14 protein-coding genes are annotated in these 14,403 nt (G+C 40.3%); 9 read left to right on the forward strand and 5 right to left on the reverse strand.

Annotated features, from left to right (window positions below):
• Positions 1 to 86: 86 nt before the first annotated feature.
• Genes TVG_RS04225 through TVG_RS04235 form a run of 3 tightly spaced genes read left to right on the forward strand, consistent with a single transcriptional unit; the run spans position 87 to position 2,517 of the window.
• The gene (locus tag TVG_RS04225) at positions 87 to 1,589 is read left to right on the forward strand and encodes a thiamine pyrophosphate-binding protein (RefSeq protein ID WP_010917042.1); all 1,503 of its coding nucleotides are present in this window, start codon (positions 87 to 89) and stop codon (positions 1,587 to 1,589) included.
• Positions 1,589 to 2,089 carry a TIGR00725 family protein gene (locus TVG_RS04230; RefSeq protein ID WP_010917043.1) on the forward strand — a complete coding sequence of 167 codons (501 nt, stop codon included), beginning with the start codon at positions 1,589 to 1,591 and terminating at the stop codon, positions 2,087 to 2,089. Before TVG_RS04225 ends, TVG_RS04230 begins: the two co-directional genes overlap by 1 nt.
• Before the next feature lie 32 nt (positions 2,090 to 2,121).
• Complete coding sequence (locus tag TVG_RS04235; protein ID WP_010917044.1) at positions 2,122 to 2,517, forward strand: phosphate-starvation-inducible PsiE family protein; 396 nt, start codon at positions 2,122 to 2,124, stop codon at positions 2,515 to 2,517.
• A 46-nt stretch (positions 2,518 to 2,563) separates the two neighbouring features.
• Here TVG_RS04235 and TVG_RS04240 read toward each other — a convergent pair whose 3' ends face one another.
• Both TVG_RS04240 and TVG_RS04245 read right to left on the reverse strand, forming a co-directional pair.
• Positions 2,564 to 4,132: an APC family permease gene (locus TVG_RS04240; RefSeq protein ID WP_241760248.1), complete on the reverse strand. Its 1,569-nt coding sequence runs from the start codon at positions 4,130 to 4,132 to the stop codon at positions 2,564 to 2,566.
• 232 nt (positions 4,133 to 4,364) lie between these two features.
• Positions 4,365 to 4,808, reverse strand: coding sequence for a hypothetical protein (locus TVG_RS04245; protein ID WP_010917046.1), 444 nt, complete (start codon positions 4,806 to 4,808; stop codon positions 4,365 to 4,367).
• Between the two features lie 111 nt (positions 4,809 to 4,919).
• Here TVG_RS04245 and TVG_RS04250 point away from each other — a divergent pair, with 111 nt between their 5' ends.
• Both TVG_RS04250 and thiI read left to right on the forward strand, forming a co-directional pair.
• Positions 4,920 to 5,939, forward strand: coding sequence for a hypothetical protein (locus TVG_RS04250; RefSeq protein ID WP_010917047.1), 1,020 nt, complete (start codon positions 4,920 to 4,922; stop codon positions 5,937 to 5,939).
• On the forward strand, positions 5,936 to 7,366 hold the full coding sequence (gene thiI / locus TVG_RS04255; RefSeq protein WP_010917048.1) for a tRNA uracil 4-sulfurtransferase ThiI: 1,431 nt from the start codon (positions 5,936 to 5,938) through the stop codon (positions 7,364 to 7,366). Before TVG_RS04250 ends, thiI begins: the two co-directional genes overlap by 4 nt.
• Here the strand turns inward: thiI and TVG_RS04260 are convergent.
• The gene (locus tag TVG_RS04260; protein ID WP_010917049.1) at positions 7,334 to 8,005 is read right to left on the reverse strand and encodes a chlorite dismutase family protein; all 672 of its coding nucleotides are present in this window, start codon (positions 8,003 to 8,005) and stop codon (positions 7,334 to 7,336) included. The genes thiI and TVG_RS04260 overlap by 33 nt on opposite strands.
• 37 nt (positions 8,006 to 8,042) lie before the next feature.
• Positions 8,043 to 9,080, reverse strand: coding sequence for a cell division protein FtsZ (gene ftsZ / locus TVG_RS04265; protein WP_010917050.1), 1,038 nt, complete (start codon positions 9,078 to 9,080; stop codon positions 8,043 to 8,045).
• A 162-nt stretch (positions 9,081 to 9,242) separates the two neighbouring features.
• Between ftsZ and TVG_RS04270 the strand changes: the two genes are divergently transcribed.
• Together TVG_RS04270 and TVG_RS04275 are read left to right on the forward strand one after the other, a co-directional pair.
• Positions 9,243 to 9,896: an adenosylcobinamide amidohydrolase gene (locus TVG_RS04270; protein WP_010917051.1), complete on the forward strand. Its 654-nt coding sequence runs from the start codon at positions 9,243 to 9,245 to the stop codon at positions 9,894 to 9,896.
• 28 nt (positions 9,897 to 9,924) lie between these two features.
• The gene (locus TVG_RS04275) at positions 9,925 to 10,200 is read left to right on the forward strand and encodes a ubiquitin-like small modifier protein 1 (RefSeq protein WP_010917052.1); all 276 of its coding nucleotides are present in this window, start codon (positions 9,925 to 9,927) and stop codon (positions 10,198 to 10,200) included.
• A gap of 23 nt (positions 10,201 to 10,223) precedes the next feature.
• Here the strand turns inward: TVG_RS04275 and TVG_RS04280 are convergent, their stop codons facing one another.
• The gene (locus TVG_RS04280; protein ID WP_010917053.1) at positions 10,224 to 12,035 is read right to left on the reverse strand and encodes an aldehyde ferredoxin oxidoreductase family protein; all 1,812 of its coding nucleotides are present in this window, start codon (positions 12,033 to 12,035) and stop codon (positions 10,224 to 10,226) included.
• 127 nt (positions 12,036 to 12,162) lie between these two features.
• Between TVG_RS04280 and TVG_RS04285 the strand changes: the two genes are divergently transcribed.
• Both TVG_RS04285 and TVG_RS04290 read left to right on the forward strand, forming a co-directional pair.
• Positions 12,163 to 13,326 carry a serine hydroxymethyltransferase gene (locus tag TVG_RS04285; RefSeq protein ID WP_010917054.1) on the forward strand — a complete coding sequence of 388 codons (1,164 nt, stop codon included), beginning with the start codon at positions 12,163 to 12,165 and terminating at the stop codon, positions 13,324 to 13,326.
• Entirely contained in the window at positions 13,316 to 14,401 is a 1,086-nt protein-coding gene (locus TVG_RS04290) for a CBS domain-containing protein (RefSeq protein ID WP_010917055.1), read from the forward strand. The genes TVG_RS04285 and TVG_RS04290 overlap by 11 nt, the downstream gene beginning before the upstream one ends.
• Positions 14,402 to 14,403: the final 2 nt, after the last annotated feature.

Raw genomic sequence — 14,403 nt, forward strand, 5'->3', positions numbered from 1 at the left:
GTGATCGGAGAGTTAAAACAGTTTGTATGATAGATAAATACATACTATCACATAAAAATTATCTATAAAACGAAATATAGCTAAGCATGAAGGCTTCCGAGATTTTTGCAAAAACACTTGAAGAACACGAGTTGTATCCTGTCTACGGAAATCCTGGCACAACAGAGATTCCTATGTTATCCTTCGTTAAAGATTACAGGCTTACTCTACACGATTCGATTTCCGTTGCTATGGCTGATGCTGTATCGCAATATTCAGGCAGGCCTGCTGTTGTTAACCTTCACTCATTGCCTGGCATATCCAATTCTATGGCATTTATATATTCTGCCTTTAAGAATAATTCACCGATCATAATCACGGCGGGTCAGCAGGATCGCCGCCATCTGATATACGATCCGCTTCTCTCTGGCGATCAGGTTGATATGGTTTCGCCTTATGTGAAATACGCTTACGAGGTAAGAATGCCATCTGAAATTCCGGAGGCCATGAAGAGAGCCTATGAGATTGCTATGACACCACCATATGGGCCTGTTTTCTTATCTTTTCCCATGGACCTTATGGATGAAGATGCTGAGTATCATAGTTCGGAATTTTACAGCACGCCAGGCATTGCAATCGATGAAGATATTGTAAAGTCTATAATGGACAGAGTAAACTCTGCCCGCAAAGTAGCTATAGTGTACGGTTATGAGGTAGACTTGTATGGTGCCATGGACCTAGCAAGGGAGTTTTCAACAAAATTGAACGTACCAGTTTTTTCGGAACCTTGGTCTCAGGGCTCATGCTGCTACAGAGACCAGAACTTTGTTAGGGATTTGCCGCCAGCAATGGCAGCTATAGATGCGATATTATCTACTTTTGATCTGGTTCTTTTCATAGGCTCCGATATATTTGTTTATCCGTATACTCCGGCGGAAGCCCTGAGAAACGTAGAAGCATACTTTATAAGCACAAGGCCCACACATTTTGCAGGACATTCAATTATTTCAGATCCGCGTTCTTTCCTTTCCGTAGCGCTGAAATATGCCAAAAAGAAGGAAAATTATAAAATTGCGATGGGCGGAGGGAATGAGGTAGCTGAAGAGGAAATAAAGATGATTCATGACTATTTCAAGGGCTATACTGCGATAGATGAAGCTGTTACAGCTTCCGGTGCTGTAAGAAAGTATTTTGCGGATGGCCCTAAGTCTTATTATACGTCTCGTGGAGGGCCACTAGGCTGGGGTGATGCTGCTACCGTAGGCATTTCTGCCCTTCAGGAAAGAACTCTTGGCATTATAGGCGATGGAGCCTTCATGTACACGGTTCAAAGTCTATGGACTGCGAGCAGGTATGGTATGCCATCTAAGTTTGTGGTTCTTAGAAACAATGCATACAATATACTCAGGAGCTACTCGAAGGCTTTCGGATACGGAATTGAAGACGCTGACTTTCTTAAGCTGGAATACGATCCTGTTAAAGTTTCTGAAGGCCTTGGTGTAGAGGCAAGAGTATACGCATCTATCGATGACATAAAGTGGCTTAAGGAGGAGAAAAAAGCAAAGGTACTTGTAATCGATACGGATCAAAGGATTCCAGAGATGTTCTGATGCCGGAGTTAAATATAGCTGTAATAGGTGGTTCAAGGGTTTCTCAGGAGGTTTGCACTCTCTCCTACAACGTCGGACGTATACTTGCAAAATATAACGTTGTAGTTTTTTGCGGTGGACTTACAGGCGTTATGGAGTGCGTTTCAAAAGGAGTCAGCGAAGGAAATGGGATAGTAGTAGGAATTCTTCCTGGGTATGATCCATCTGAAGCCAACGATTATGTAACGATAAAAGTACCAACCGGGATGGGATATATGCGGAACTTCCTGATAATAAGGGCTTCACAGGCAGTCATCTCAATAGATGGCTCGGCTGGTACACTCTCCGAAGCTTCTTTTGCAATAAGTGAGGGAAAGGATGTAGTTTCATTATTTGAATTAAATATACCGAGAAAGAAGGAAAAGGAGGGGCATGTATACGTTGAGCCGGATCCAGAGAAAGCAGTCCAGATGGCTATAGAACTTGCAAAGAACTGGAAATGGCATGAAGAAAACGAATGATAATTTTTAAATACAATACACATATCCAAATCGTGAACGATCCAACTCAGTATGTAGTCAAATATTTTGGTTATATCATCGAGGCCATACTTATTCTAGCAATCGTCTTCGATCTTTGTTTTTCGATCTATCAGCTTATCATACTTAGGTCATCAGGGTTGGAAGAATTAGTTTATAGTGCTGTAGGAAACGCCTTCTTTGCTCTCGTTCTGCTTGAACTCTTTGAAGGCGTTCATGATTTCATCGTAAAAAGCCCGCAGGGCCTTAGACATGTAGTCGAAGCCGGTCTTTCCTACATCATAAGGGAGATAATAATTGATATTTCAACTGGCATCAAAGATATATACTCCCTTTCTGCACTGGCCATAGTAATTATTGCCCTTTCTGTATCTCTCTATTTCTTAGTTCTTACAAAGAATACTCAATGATCGGTTCTTTAATACGCATTAAATAATATATCCGTACAGTAAACATTCAGAAAATAGCCTTTCTCTCTATGTGATACCGCGTAATTGCATTTGCCAACAGTATAACAACCAATACTAAGACCGAGATTTGCAGAAACAAGAGATTGTAAGGCGATCTTACTGCTATATTGCCAATTATTAAGACAGAGGGAGACGCTGAAGACTTCATGACGAGTGTTGAAAGAAGTGAAAGCGTACCAAAAAAGGCTCCAAGGACTTCTAGCCCAAAAAGCTTCAAGCGCAGAATGTCATAGAGAAGAAAACTAGCTATTAGTGCTATTACCCCAAAGACTACAACTATTCTATCAATCATGTATATGCTGATTGCAGATATCATGAACATAAGGAATGTGATTAAGGAAATAACGGAAAGCCTATCAAATTTTGAATTCTCCTTTAATACCATTGCAGACAGGGCAACAAAGGATAGGCTAACTAACACCATGAAATCCGTGATATTTACTAAGAACGCAGTCCCCCCAAAGCTCATGAACAATATCAGTATGAATGTAAACACCCAGGATAGAGATGCAAGGGGCCTAGGGAATATGCCATCCTCAGAAAGTGATCGAAGGTGCCTTGAGGCAGCCATGAAGGCCGGGACAAAGGTTGTTACAGTAGCTAAGAGAAAAGAGAAGGCCATCATGAGCGCCCACATCTTGTTTTGGAACTCTGACGCTAGGTATATGGCTGGAATAACGGCCTGTTCGACCGATGAGGTATTTGCATGTAAAGAAAAGACTGCCAACCCATAAAGTATTTGAATTATTCCAGCTGCAGCTATTGTAGCATACATAGATGCTGGCAAATATTTTGTTTTTGGATACTTCTTGTGTTTGATCTGTGACAAGATAGGGATGCTACCTTCTTCTTTTGAATCCCTCTCCATAACTTGAATCTCCTGGTATCCAAAGAAAAGTATGAAGAGATAACCCGTGTTCATAATTATTGCACTTGCTAAATTGCCGTGAAAGGATGACAAGCCGCTCAGGTTCCATGAAAATTTGAACCCTAGATCAAGAGTGTCCGTGAATATTATCGATACCATTATGATAAGAAACCCTATTTGGGTATAACCTATACCCCTAATGAATCTCTTTCCGTAAAATGCGTTAATTATAAACCATACGACCATGAATATTATTATGGCAGCACTCAGCAGGTCTATATCAAGTTGTGAGAACCCTATTGACTGGACTAGTGGATCTATAACTGTGAATGTAAAATCAACGAAATAAATCACAGAGAAGGAAGCAAGCGACGTGTTTGCTATCCACATTGAAAATCTGGATATAAAATATCGAAGGCTAGATCTACCATGGGCCGATCTTATGAAGGACGGCCCTCCAAAAGTTTCTAGATTGTTTTTTATTGAATAATATCCCATCTTGTCGTAAAGATAGGCCAGAAGATAGGACATTACGATAGCTAGGCACAAAGATATAATGGTCACATAAAAATATTCGTATATATTTTCAGGTATTAGTACGAACAACGGTGACCCGATTGTTGTGCCGAGGCCTATTGCAAAAAGAGTAAAGAAGCCGTAAACAGGATTCCTCGTCTCCTTTAGCATCGGCTTCTTGAACCTTATCCTAAAGGCTGTAGGAAACTCAGAGATCGATATTGCAGAAATTCCGGCCCCAACTATGACAAGCAGAAGAACTATTAAGCTTGGAAAATTAAAATCTCTCTGAAAATTAAAAGTCAGAAAATAAAATATATATGAATATAAAAAAAATATCCCAGAAAACAGTGATAGCGATTTTATTATGACTAGGTATCTTCTGTAATCTTTAAACGTTGTCTCACCATAGATTGTTTATCTTCTCGGCTGCAAGCCTTATAGTATGGAGAGCTAGAAACAGAATGGTAAAGGCTATTGCGAGCGTGGCTATTATTTCGATATATCCGGCCGTATTGAACTTCACAACATTCAGCGCAAACGACCTTAGATAATTATAAGACAATTGCGTATTGACGAAAGAAAAAAGGCTTGGAACCATCATTATTACAGAAAGGAGTATCATAAAGGCAGACAGAAAAAATTCACCTATAGCTGCATATATTAAGTCATTATGGTTCTCTTGCTGTCCGACTATTTGCCTGAATTCCATAAGATTCTGATCCTTACTTGTCTGGAACGTCCTTCTTATTCTGTTTATGGATGTCTTATCATTTCCTGCGATAAGCATCATAGCCTTTATTTGAAGGATAGTATCGTCGATAGCCTTTTCCAGAGTGTCTGCCAATGCATCACCGCTCAGTAATTGAGATATTGCTTTATAATACTTTTGAATAAACCACTTAGTATGGGAATCAATCAAGAAACTATTTCAAACTTGCTGGATTCTTTGATCTTTATGGAAGCTTATAGAAAAGAAAAGAGTGATTACGATAACTTCAGCTCAATAATAGAAGCGCGCAAAAAGGCAGCTGATAACTTTGCCCTTGAAATAAAGAATACCGTAACGAACTTTGATTCATCGCCCATGGGCATAGACATAGCAGATACGAAATCTAAGATAATAGACTTCGTAAACCTTGCTGTTTCTCAGCTAAAGGAGAAGATAGAGGAAAGGGCAAAAGCTGATCAGCAGCTGATCAAACAAAAGATGGAAGGTGATTTTAACAAGGCTATAGGGAGCCTTAACCTTTTTATGGCACAAGACCCTCTGACGATACTTGATTATACCCTCTATTTAAGCAATGAAGGTGGGTCGTACCAGGCTAGGGTTTTGTTTAAGTGCGACGACGGCATATCCTACGAATTTATCCTCAACTGTGGCATAATACCAGAACTAAAGGAAAGCCTTGAAGTATCCAGTATAGTAAAGGGGGTAAGACTGCCAGTTAGGAAAGGCAGATCCCTTATGAGTTCTGAGATCTCAGTAGACTACGAAAAGTTGGATCGCTATTATCTCAAATACGCAGAATATAGCCCGAAATATCTAAACGTTACATTTACTGATGAAGATACAATGTCAGAAGTTTCCATATTTTATCCAATAGACAACCCAGATATGATCAAGATCGATTACAAGGATGATTCTGGAAAAATAAGCGTTGATGGAGATCCTGTCCTATCAAAGAATACCGATTATAAAGCTATAAAAGACATAACAAAAGGCATAATTTCCGTACTTCAGAATGTCTTGAGCAAGAAGAAGAGTGTCAGCAGCATATTGATGGATAACCAAAACATAATTGAAAAAGGTGATATTACTGCATTTGTAAAATACATATTCCAGAAATATTCTTACTTAATTAAGGATCTTATATCGAAAGGATCGATGTCCATTGATCAGCTTAAGGCAAGGCTCGATCCAGTTAATCCCTCAATAATGCAGGACCTAGTTGCTATAGTTGGTGTATCAAAATGAAGACATATCTGGTAAGGTATTCTGAAATTGGGCTTAAAGGGGATAGGGAAAGGGCCAGGATGGAAAGGATTCTAGCCGATAATATAATTAATTATTATAAAAAAATAGGCTATGAGGCAAGGTGCCAACTACTAGCCGGAAGGCTGTTGGTAGAAGCTGAGAATGATATTCCGTTGTCAAAAGTTTTTGGCATAAAGTCTTACTCAGAATGCATTAGAATAAAATTTGAGAACCAAGAAGATATAGTAAAGAAGGTTCATGCCCTCTACGAAGAGAAGGTCAAAGGCAAGACATTCGGTGTCAGATGCCGTAGGACAGGCACACATAGCTTCACATCTATTGATATGGAAAAAGCTATTGGCGATGCCCTTTATAGCATATCCAATGGAGTCGATCTTAAATCTCCAGAGGTATGGATTCACGTCGACATAGTTGGGAAGGATGCACTTATATACGATAAGATATACAAGGGTCCAGGAGGCCTCCCGCTTGGATCTGAGGGGAAGCTGATTTCAATGGTTTCCGGTGGCATAGATTCACCCGTCGCTACTTGGCTGATGATGAAAAGGGGATCACCATGCGACATTTTCTTCTGTTCATTGGCGGATCCTATAGATACCCAAGCATTTTTGGAAATTGCTAAGAAGCTAGTAGAAAGATGGTCTCCGTATAGAGATGGGAACGTCTTCATAGCAGACTGCCGAGATTTAATTCGTGATATGGTGATAGAAAAGAAGACGAATTTTAACAACGTTACGTTCAAAAAGGTGCTTTACAGGCTAGCTGAACGTTTAGCTGAAAAGTACAGATACCTCGGCATAGTAACTGGAGAATCCCTTGGGCAAGTATCGTCTCAAACTGCCGAGAACCTATTGTCAATAGAGCACGGAATAAATTTCCCCATATACAGGCCACTCATAGGCCTCGACAAGGATGAGATTACTGCTATTGCAAGGGATATAGGCACATTCCCAGAGAAGAACGTGGGCGAATTCTGCTCCTTATTTTCTGCCCATCCTGTAACTCGCTCCAAATGGGAAGATATAGAAGAAGATGTAAAGAAAATAGATATAGAAAAATTTATAGAAAGAGTAACCGCCATAAAGTTTTCTGAGATTGGAAAAATAGTGATAAATTCCGATCTTATGCTTAACAAGAATTTGGAAGATGCGGTATTTATAGATCTAAGAAAGAAAGATCTTTATGAAAAATCCCATTATCAAGGGGCTAGACACTTGGATTTGGAGCAGGCATTGGCAATAAATGACACTAGCAAAAAATACGTGTTTTATTGTAGTATGGGATTACAGAGCGCATATGTAGCATCTGTGCTTAGGGAGAGGGGAATTGAAGCCTATTTTACAACGTTCAGTAAACTTTCAAAACAAAAAGGATCAGTTGATGAAACCATCGGAAAGCGTGTTTAGATCTATCAGCCTCCCAAGAATTATTGGCGTCTCTTTGACAATCCACTTCCTGGCCTTTACCTCTCTGAGTTTTTCTGTTACCCTAGACCAGGCTGCAATATCTGGAAGCTCATATAACACCACGAATTCTTGATCTCCTATTCCAAACGAGTAAGTTGTGTATGAGCGTATCCCTTTTTCGTCAGGGTGCTTTAAGGCAGTATCTATGTGCTCACGCATTATCTCTTTCCTTTCATCAAAAGGGAGCAAGTACCATTCAGGGTCTTTTGACATTGGGTAAGCTACAAAATAGTCCAATGGTTTTAGCTTCAAGCTGTCCTCAAGCTTCTTGTTCATGGCGTTATACGGGGATTCATCATAAATCGAAATAGAGGAATATGTTGCATTTGCATAGGGGAGAAGCGTAAACCCAATTTTTTCCTTCAATTCCAAAATATCATCGGGCGTCCTAGACGAGAACCAAAACACTAAGTCAGAATCGTACCTGAAGGATCTGTAGGTATGTAAATTGATCATCTTAGATTTCGCATCTCGCAAAATAGAGGAGAGCTTATTCAACGGTTCCTTTACAGATCCAATATCCTTAACATAGCCATTCAGGAATTTGTAGGCCGTGACGAAAGTATAAACTTCATTCATATATTCGATATCAATTAGGAGTAATTATAAGTGATTTTTATCCTACTTCCTCAATTCCTGGCTCAAATTTGAAATTGGGTTTTACACCGGCAACTATAACGAGAATCTTCACAGACGATCTGATGCTCTCATCTACGACTGTACCCCACATTATTGTAGCATCACGGGCGATCTTCTTCTTGAGTATATCAGCGGCTTGCTGAGCTTCCTGAAGTTGAAGATCCCTGCCGCCAGTCACGTTAATTATAGCGCCTTTGGCCTTTGAAATATCAACGTCCATGAAAGGAGAATCCAATGCTTTTTCTAGAGCTTCTACTATACGGTCATTCACTGCTTGGCTGGACGAGCCCATACCTATAGCAGAATAACCTGCATCCTTCATAACCTTCCTCAGGTCATTGAAGTCCAAGTTGATGGTGCCTGTACTCATTATGAGGTCAGTTATGCCCTTTATTCCTGTGGCAATAACCTCGTCCTCAAATTTAAATGCTTTGTAAACAGGCACGTCATTGAACTTTTCGATGAGCTTATCATTGGGAATAATAACAGCTGCATCAGAATTCTTGACTAATTTTCGAACGCCTTCGTAGGCGTTCTTCATTCTGACGAAACCCTCGGTGGAGAAGGGGAGAGTAGCGAAGGATATTGTTAGGGCCCCCCTGTCCTTTGCAAGTTTAGCAACGTATGGGGCAGCACCAGTGCCTGTGCCGCCGCCAAGACCCGCCGTTATGAATACAATGCTTGTTTCATCTATTTGTTTCAATATCTCAGATTCAGATTCCTTTGCAGCCATCTCCCCTACAGACGGATCAGCACCAGCTCCTAACCCGCGGGTTAAGTTCTTCCCAAGCAGTATTTTTGAGTGGGCTCTAATCCTGAGGAGATGTGCCGCATCTGTATTACACGCTATAAGCTTTACACCAGAGAGGTTTTCCCTCATTAGCCTGTTGATTGTATTCGATCCCGATCCCCCGAAACCAAACACTTTGATCCTGAAATTAAGCTCTTCAATTATCTTTTGTAATTTCTCATCATTAGTCCATATATCCTCCTCAGAATTATTGGAGTTATCCATACACATACTATATGCAAGGTTTTAATAACTTTTTTTCTGCTGCAGCGAATTATAGTTTAGGATAACTAATAATCTATCAAACAAAATTGTTTTTTCTTTAAACGAACTGTCTACGATCGCCATTTACACAATTTTAAAATATGCCTTTTAAGTTTCTTGCTAATGCTCATCAGCTTTGACTTTCTGGAAGAAAATGATTATTACATGCTGAAATTTCATAGTGAAGCTAGAAAATTCAGCTCAGCGCCATTCAACGGTGGCGTAGGAAGAGCCAAAGCCTATATCAATCGAACGGTTAATTTAGACTACAACGAGGAAGTAATATCTGAAACTAAGGAGTTTTTGGCTAGAAATAAAATAGAGGAAAACGGTACAGTCTGTACACTCACTGCAGTTGATGTTAATACGCATGTCGTGGCAAAAAAATATCTAGATACGAATTCTCTAATTGTGTATATTACTGCCGGCTTCGACAATACAGTTTCCATAGGCAATGTTAAGGGCATGCACGGAACCATAAACATAGCACTCTTAACAGACTTTCCGTTATCCGATGCAGGAGTCCTTAACCTATTCCAGACGATTGTGGAATCAAAAGCACAGTTCATGAACGATGCGCATGTAACCGATAGAGCTACTGGAAAAGTCGGACCAGGCACTTCCACTGATACTGTTTCCGTATTCGTTTTCAATGATGAGAAGACTATTAACTACGCCGGTAGAATAACGGCAATCGGGCACGAGGCATCGCTCATGGTATACAATTCTCTGCTTAAAATAAATGAAAACAATAAGAAAGCACATGAGATGGCATAATTAATTAACTATTGTGCAATGATCACTTATGTCTGTTACCGTAAGGTATTATGCAAACTTAAGATCCGTAACTGGGAAAAAATTAGAGGAGTTCGACGGCATAAAAAATATAGATGATCTTATTTCGTTACTTAATCAGGAGTATGGTGAAAAATTTAGGAAATTGATGTACAACGGCAACGAACTTTATCCCAACGTTATAATACTGCTAAATGGCAACAATATTAACTCAATAGAAGGCTTAAAAACGCCGTTAAAAGACGGTGACAACATAGATGTCTTCCCGCCAGTGGCAGGCGGCTAAGCTAAATAATTAGAAAAATATTTTTAAATACCGTAAAATTCAAGCCCAAGCTCCTTTAGTTTTTCTGGAGTCGGATAACCATTTTCGGTCCATCCTCTTACCTTGTAATAGTCTTTTATAAGTTTCTCGAAAGGTACTGTATTCCCTTTCTTTGGCCCCTTTGGTATTGGATCTTTTAGGAACCTTTCAGGCAGCTTATCGTCTTCTGGTTTTATCCCTGCCTTTAAGTTGAATAATCTTTCCAAGTTCCAGACTCTTTCTGCAGCTTTCATTATTTCTTCCTTAGTGTAGTTGAATCCAGTAACTGCGTTTACTAGTTCTAAATAATCATCAAGGTTGAGTGCAAATGAGGGAAACTGGCATAGCCCAGAACAGTCCATTACCTCAGTGAAATCCTGTACGTACTTAACTAGTTCAGCCTTTCCTTCCAACTTGAGAGGATCAGATACTGGCTCAACACCTAAAATCTCGTTTGATATTGTATAAGCTCTCATGTGGGAACCGCCTATGTTGCTGGTTGCATACTCAAGCGCCATGCCCCACACGCCTCTCGGGTCGTATGCTGCAATCTCCTGCCCCTTTACACTCATAGAAACTGATGGATCTCCGTACATTTCCGAGAGCTTCTTTGAGCCTTCCGCAAGCTTCGATCCAAAATCCTTCCTGTAGGCAAGTTTTACACTCATCTCCAGCAAAGCGCTCTGGTTTCCGAACTTCGGCTTTGTTGGTCCGACATCCTTATCAGGTATTTTCCCATTTTCATAGAGTTCCATAGCGGCGGACATCGTTAGGCCAGCGGATATTGTGTCATATCCGAGCCTGTCTGCATTGTCGTTTGCGGCTATTATAGTGTAAAGGTCATGAATTCCTGTGTTTGGTCCAAGGGCCCACGTGCTCTCATATTCCGGCCCTTCACTTTCCCGCTCGTTATACCTGACTACTCTCCCGCAACCTATCGGACACGCAAAGCACGGCTGGTTGTGAAGTAGATAGGTCTCTGCTAACGTCTCTCCGCTGACATCATCCGCAAGAGGGTCGTCTCCAGACTCCGTTAGATTCTTATTTGAATATATGCCGGATTTATTGATTATATTTACTAGAACCTCGGTACCAAACTGTGTTAAACCTTGAGAGGTAACAGGGTTTTCTTTGATTTTTTTAAGCATTTTCGGCAGCACAATTTTGTATTTCTCTGGATCTCCAATGGCAGGCATCCTTCCGCCACCGGCAACTATTGCTTTAAGGTTCTTTGAGCCCATAACCGCCCCGACTCCGTTTCTGCCAGCAGCTCTATGTTTGTCATTCATTATGGAGGCAAATTTCACAAGGTTTTCCCCTGCTGGACCGATGCAGGCTACGCTTACGTTTCCGCTTATTCTCGACGTAAGTATATCTGTAGTTTCGAAGACGTCTTTTCCCCAAAGGTCTGATGCATCTCTCAACTCGGCCTTTCCGTTATCTACATAGAGATAAACTGGTTTCTTAGACTTTCCTTTGAATATTATCATATCAAAACCGGCGTGCTTTAATTTAGCTCCGAAGTAACCTCCTGAATTGCTTCTTGTTATTGTACCAGTAAGCGGACTTTTCGTAACAGCCATATACCGTGCCGCTGTAGGTGCGCTAGTGCCAGTTAGCGGTCCGGGAGCTATTATAAGTTCGTTCTCAGGATCATAAGGATCGATCTTTGGATCAACTTCTTCTACATAATAACGAGTAGCAAGGCCTTGCCCACCAATGTAGTCCTTTGCCCACGTCATATTTGTATTCTCTATGGAAAGCTTACCCGCGCTGAGATCAATCCTCAGAATTTTACCTGTAAAACCCCCTATCATATCGATCGAAAAAATAGTTGATATAAATATATAAATATTTCTAATGAAATTATAATATGTTTTTCTTACTAATTATTAAAAATTCAACAACCGATAGATTTTTAAGTGTATTAACGTAAACTTGGCTATGAGGAAGATTCTTTCTATTGTTCAGGATGCAGATATATACCGTTCATCAGTTATTAATTTGCAGGCTTCAGAGAACGTTATAAGCCCTAACGTCCGGAGAGCTCTGGCGTCTGATTTTGCATCAAGGTATTCTCACAAGGAAAACGGCGTCAATGACTATGGCGGAACTAAGTATGCCGAAGAACTCGAAGAATCGGTGAATGAATTAGCATCGGAAGTTTTTAACTTTAAATATGCAGATGCGAAGCCGCTGAGCGGTCACGTCGCAGCTGAAACTGTTTTAGCTGCGCTTGTGAAGCGGGGAGAAAGCATCATGAAGATCCCAGAAAGGAACGGGGGCTATCAAGGATATTTGAATGGATATTTACCAAGCCTTATGGGCTTTCGTTCTTATGACATACCTATGAAGCCAGATCAGGCCATAGATTTTGAGTCGTTCGAGAAAACGATTGATTATATAAGACCTAAGGTAGTAATCCTTGGGCAGTCTGTATTTGTAAAATCGTATGATATTCCTAAAGTAAGAGAGCTTTGCAACAGTGTAGGATCGATGCTTTTATACGATGCTTCGCACGTAATGGGACTTATTGCTGGCGGAACATTTCAAAAGGATATAGGACTATGCGATGTTGTCTTCGGATCTACGCATAAAACATTCTTCGGACCACAAGGCGGTATAATACTCACAAACGAAGCCGAAGTGTTCGATAGAATTGAAAAGAAAATTACGTGGATCACTATGGACAATTTTAATATATCGAGGATGGCAGGGGTTGGTGTAGCTCTAGAAGAAACAAAAAAGTTTGGTCGTGAATATGCATCTCGTGTTGTAAAGAATGCAAAGGACCTTGCAAAGGAACTGGACGGAAAGTTGCCTATAAAATATTCGCCGTGGTTTACGGAATCCCACCAAGTGTTGATCGATGAAGAGGGCCTTAAAAAGGATGGATATGATACCATAAAATTTAGTGAAGATCTTGAAAAAAACGGTATTATAGTAGATAGAATAGGCAGAATAGGTACCGCGGAGATAACAAGGATGGGAGTTGATGACGTTCAACCAATCGCTGATATGATAAAAGACGCCTATATTGGAAAAGATGTAAAAGAGAGAGTTAATAAATTTGTGAGCAATATGAAAATGAGATACTATGAAAGTTAGAGAGCTGATGACTCCAGATCCGGTCACAGTTGGAGTAGACGATACATTTTCCAAAGTTATGTCAAAGATGAACGAAACAGGAATTCACCAACTTCCTGTTATGGATGGCAACAGGTATGCAGGTATGATAACTTATTCCGACCTTTTGAAGAAGAGAAGCATACAAGTAAAATCCAAAATATCGAATTACGCCATAAATACACCAACTCTCAGCGCAGATGATGATGTTCTCGAGGCAGTAAGGCTGATTAAAGATACAGGTCTATCTGCACTACCTGTCTTCGATAAGGGGAAGCTAGTTGGAATAATCTCTAGAACGGACATAATAAAACGCATAGATAAAATAAGCGATATAAGCAACCTGAGGGCTTTCCAGATTATGAGCCCTGATCCTGTAGCCGTCAGTGAGGATGATAGCATAGAGGAGGCATTCGATAGCCTAAGACAGTTAAATGAAGTTGAAATACCTGTAGTAGATAACGAGGAGAGGCTAGTTGGCATAGTAAAGCTGAACGACATTCTCGGGATAATGTTTCGGGAAAAAGAGAAGATAAAGTATGGCGGATACGGAGAGAAAGAAAGGGTCCAAATAGCTTGTGGTTCTGTAATGGATCCGCCTATTAGTGTTGACAGATACGCTGATGTAAAAACCGTTGTAGACGAGATGATGAAGAATGAGCTCCATATAATGCCTATCGTAGACTCCGGTAAGCTGGTCGGTATTATAGATTTTAGTGACCTCATCAACATAATTAAAACGGAGAGCAAAGAGGGTATACTCATAGAGATAAGCGGCCTTGATATTTACGATGAAGACTTATACGATATTGCCTTTGATCTTTCAGAAAGGTTTCTAACTAAGTTCTCGAAACTTACAGACGTATCACAAGGGAAACTACTAATACATGTGATGAAATACAAAACCCAGGGTGCAACAAAATACAGCGTTAGAACCAGAATTTCGGCCCCACCAATATTCATGGTTCAGAATGACGCAGGATGGAACTTCGCAGTTGTACTTTCGAATATATTCGATAGATATGAGGAAAGGCTTAAAAAACTGAAGGAGAAATAAAT

Source organism: Thermoplasma volcanium GSS1 (assembly GCF_000011185.1).
Classification (GTDB): Archaea; Thermoplasmatota; Thermoplasmata; order Thermoplasmatales; family Thermoplasmataceae; genus Thermoplasma; species Thermoplasma volcanium.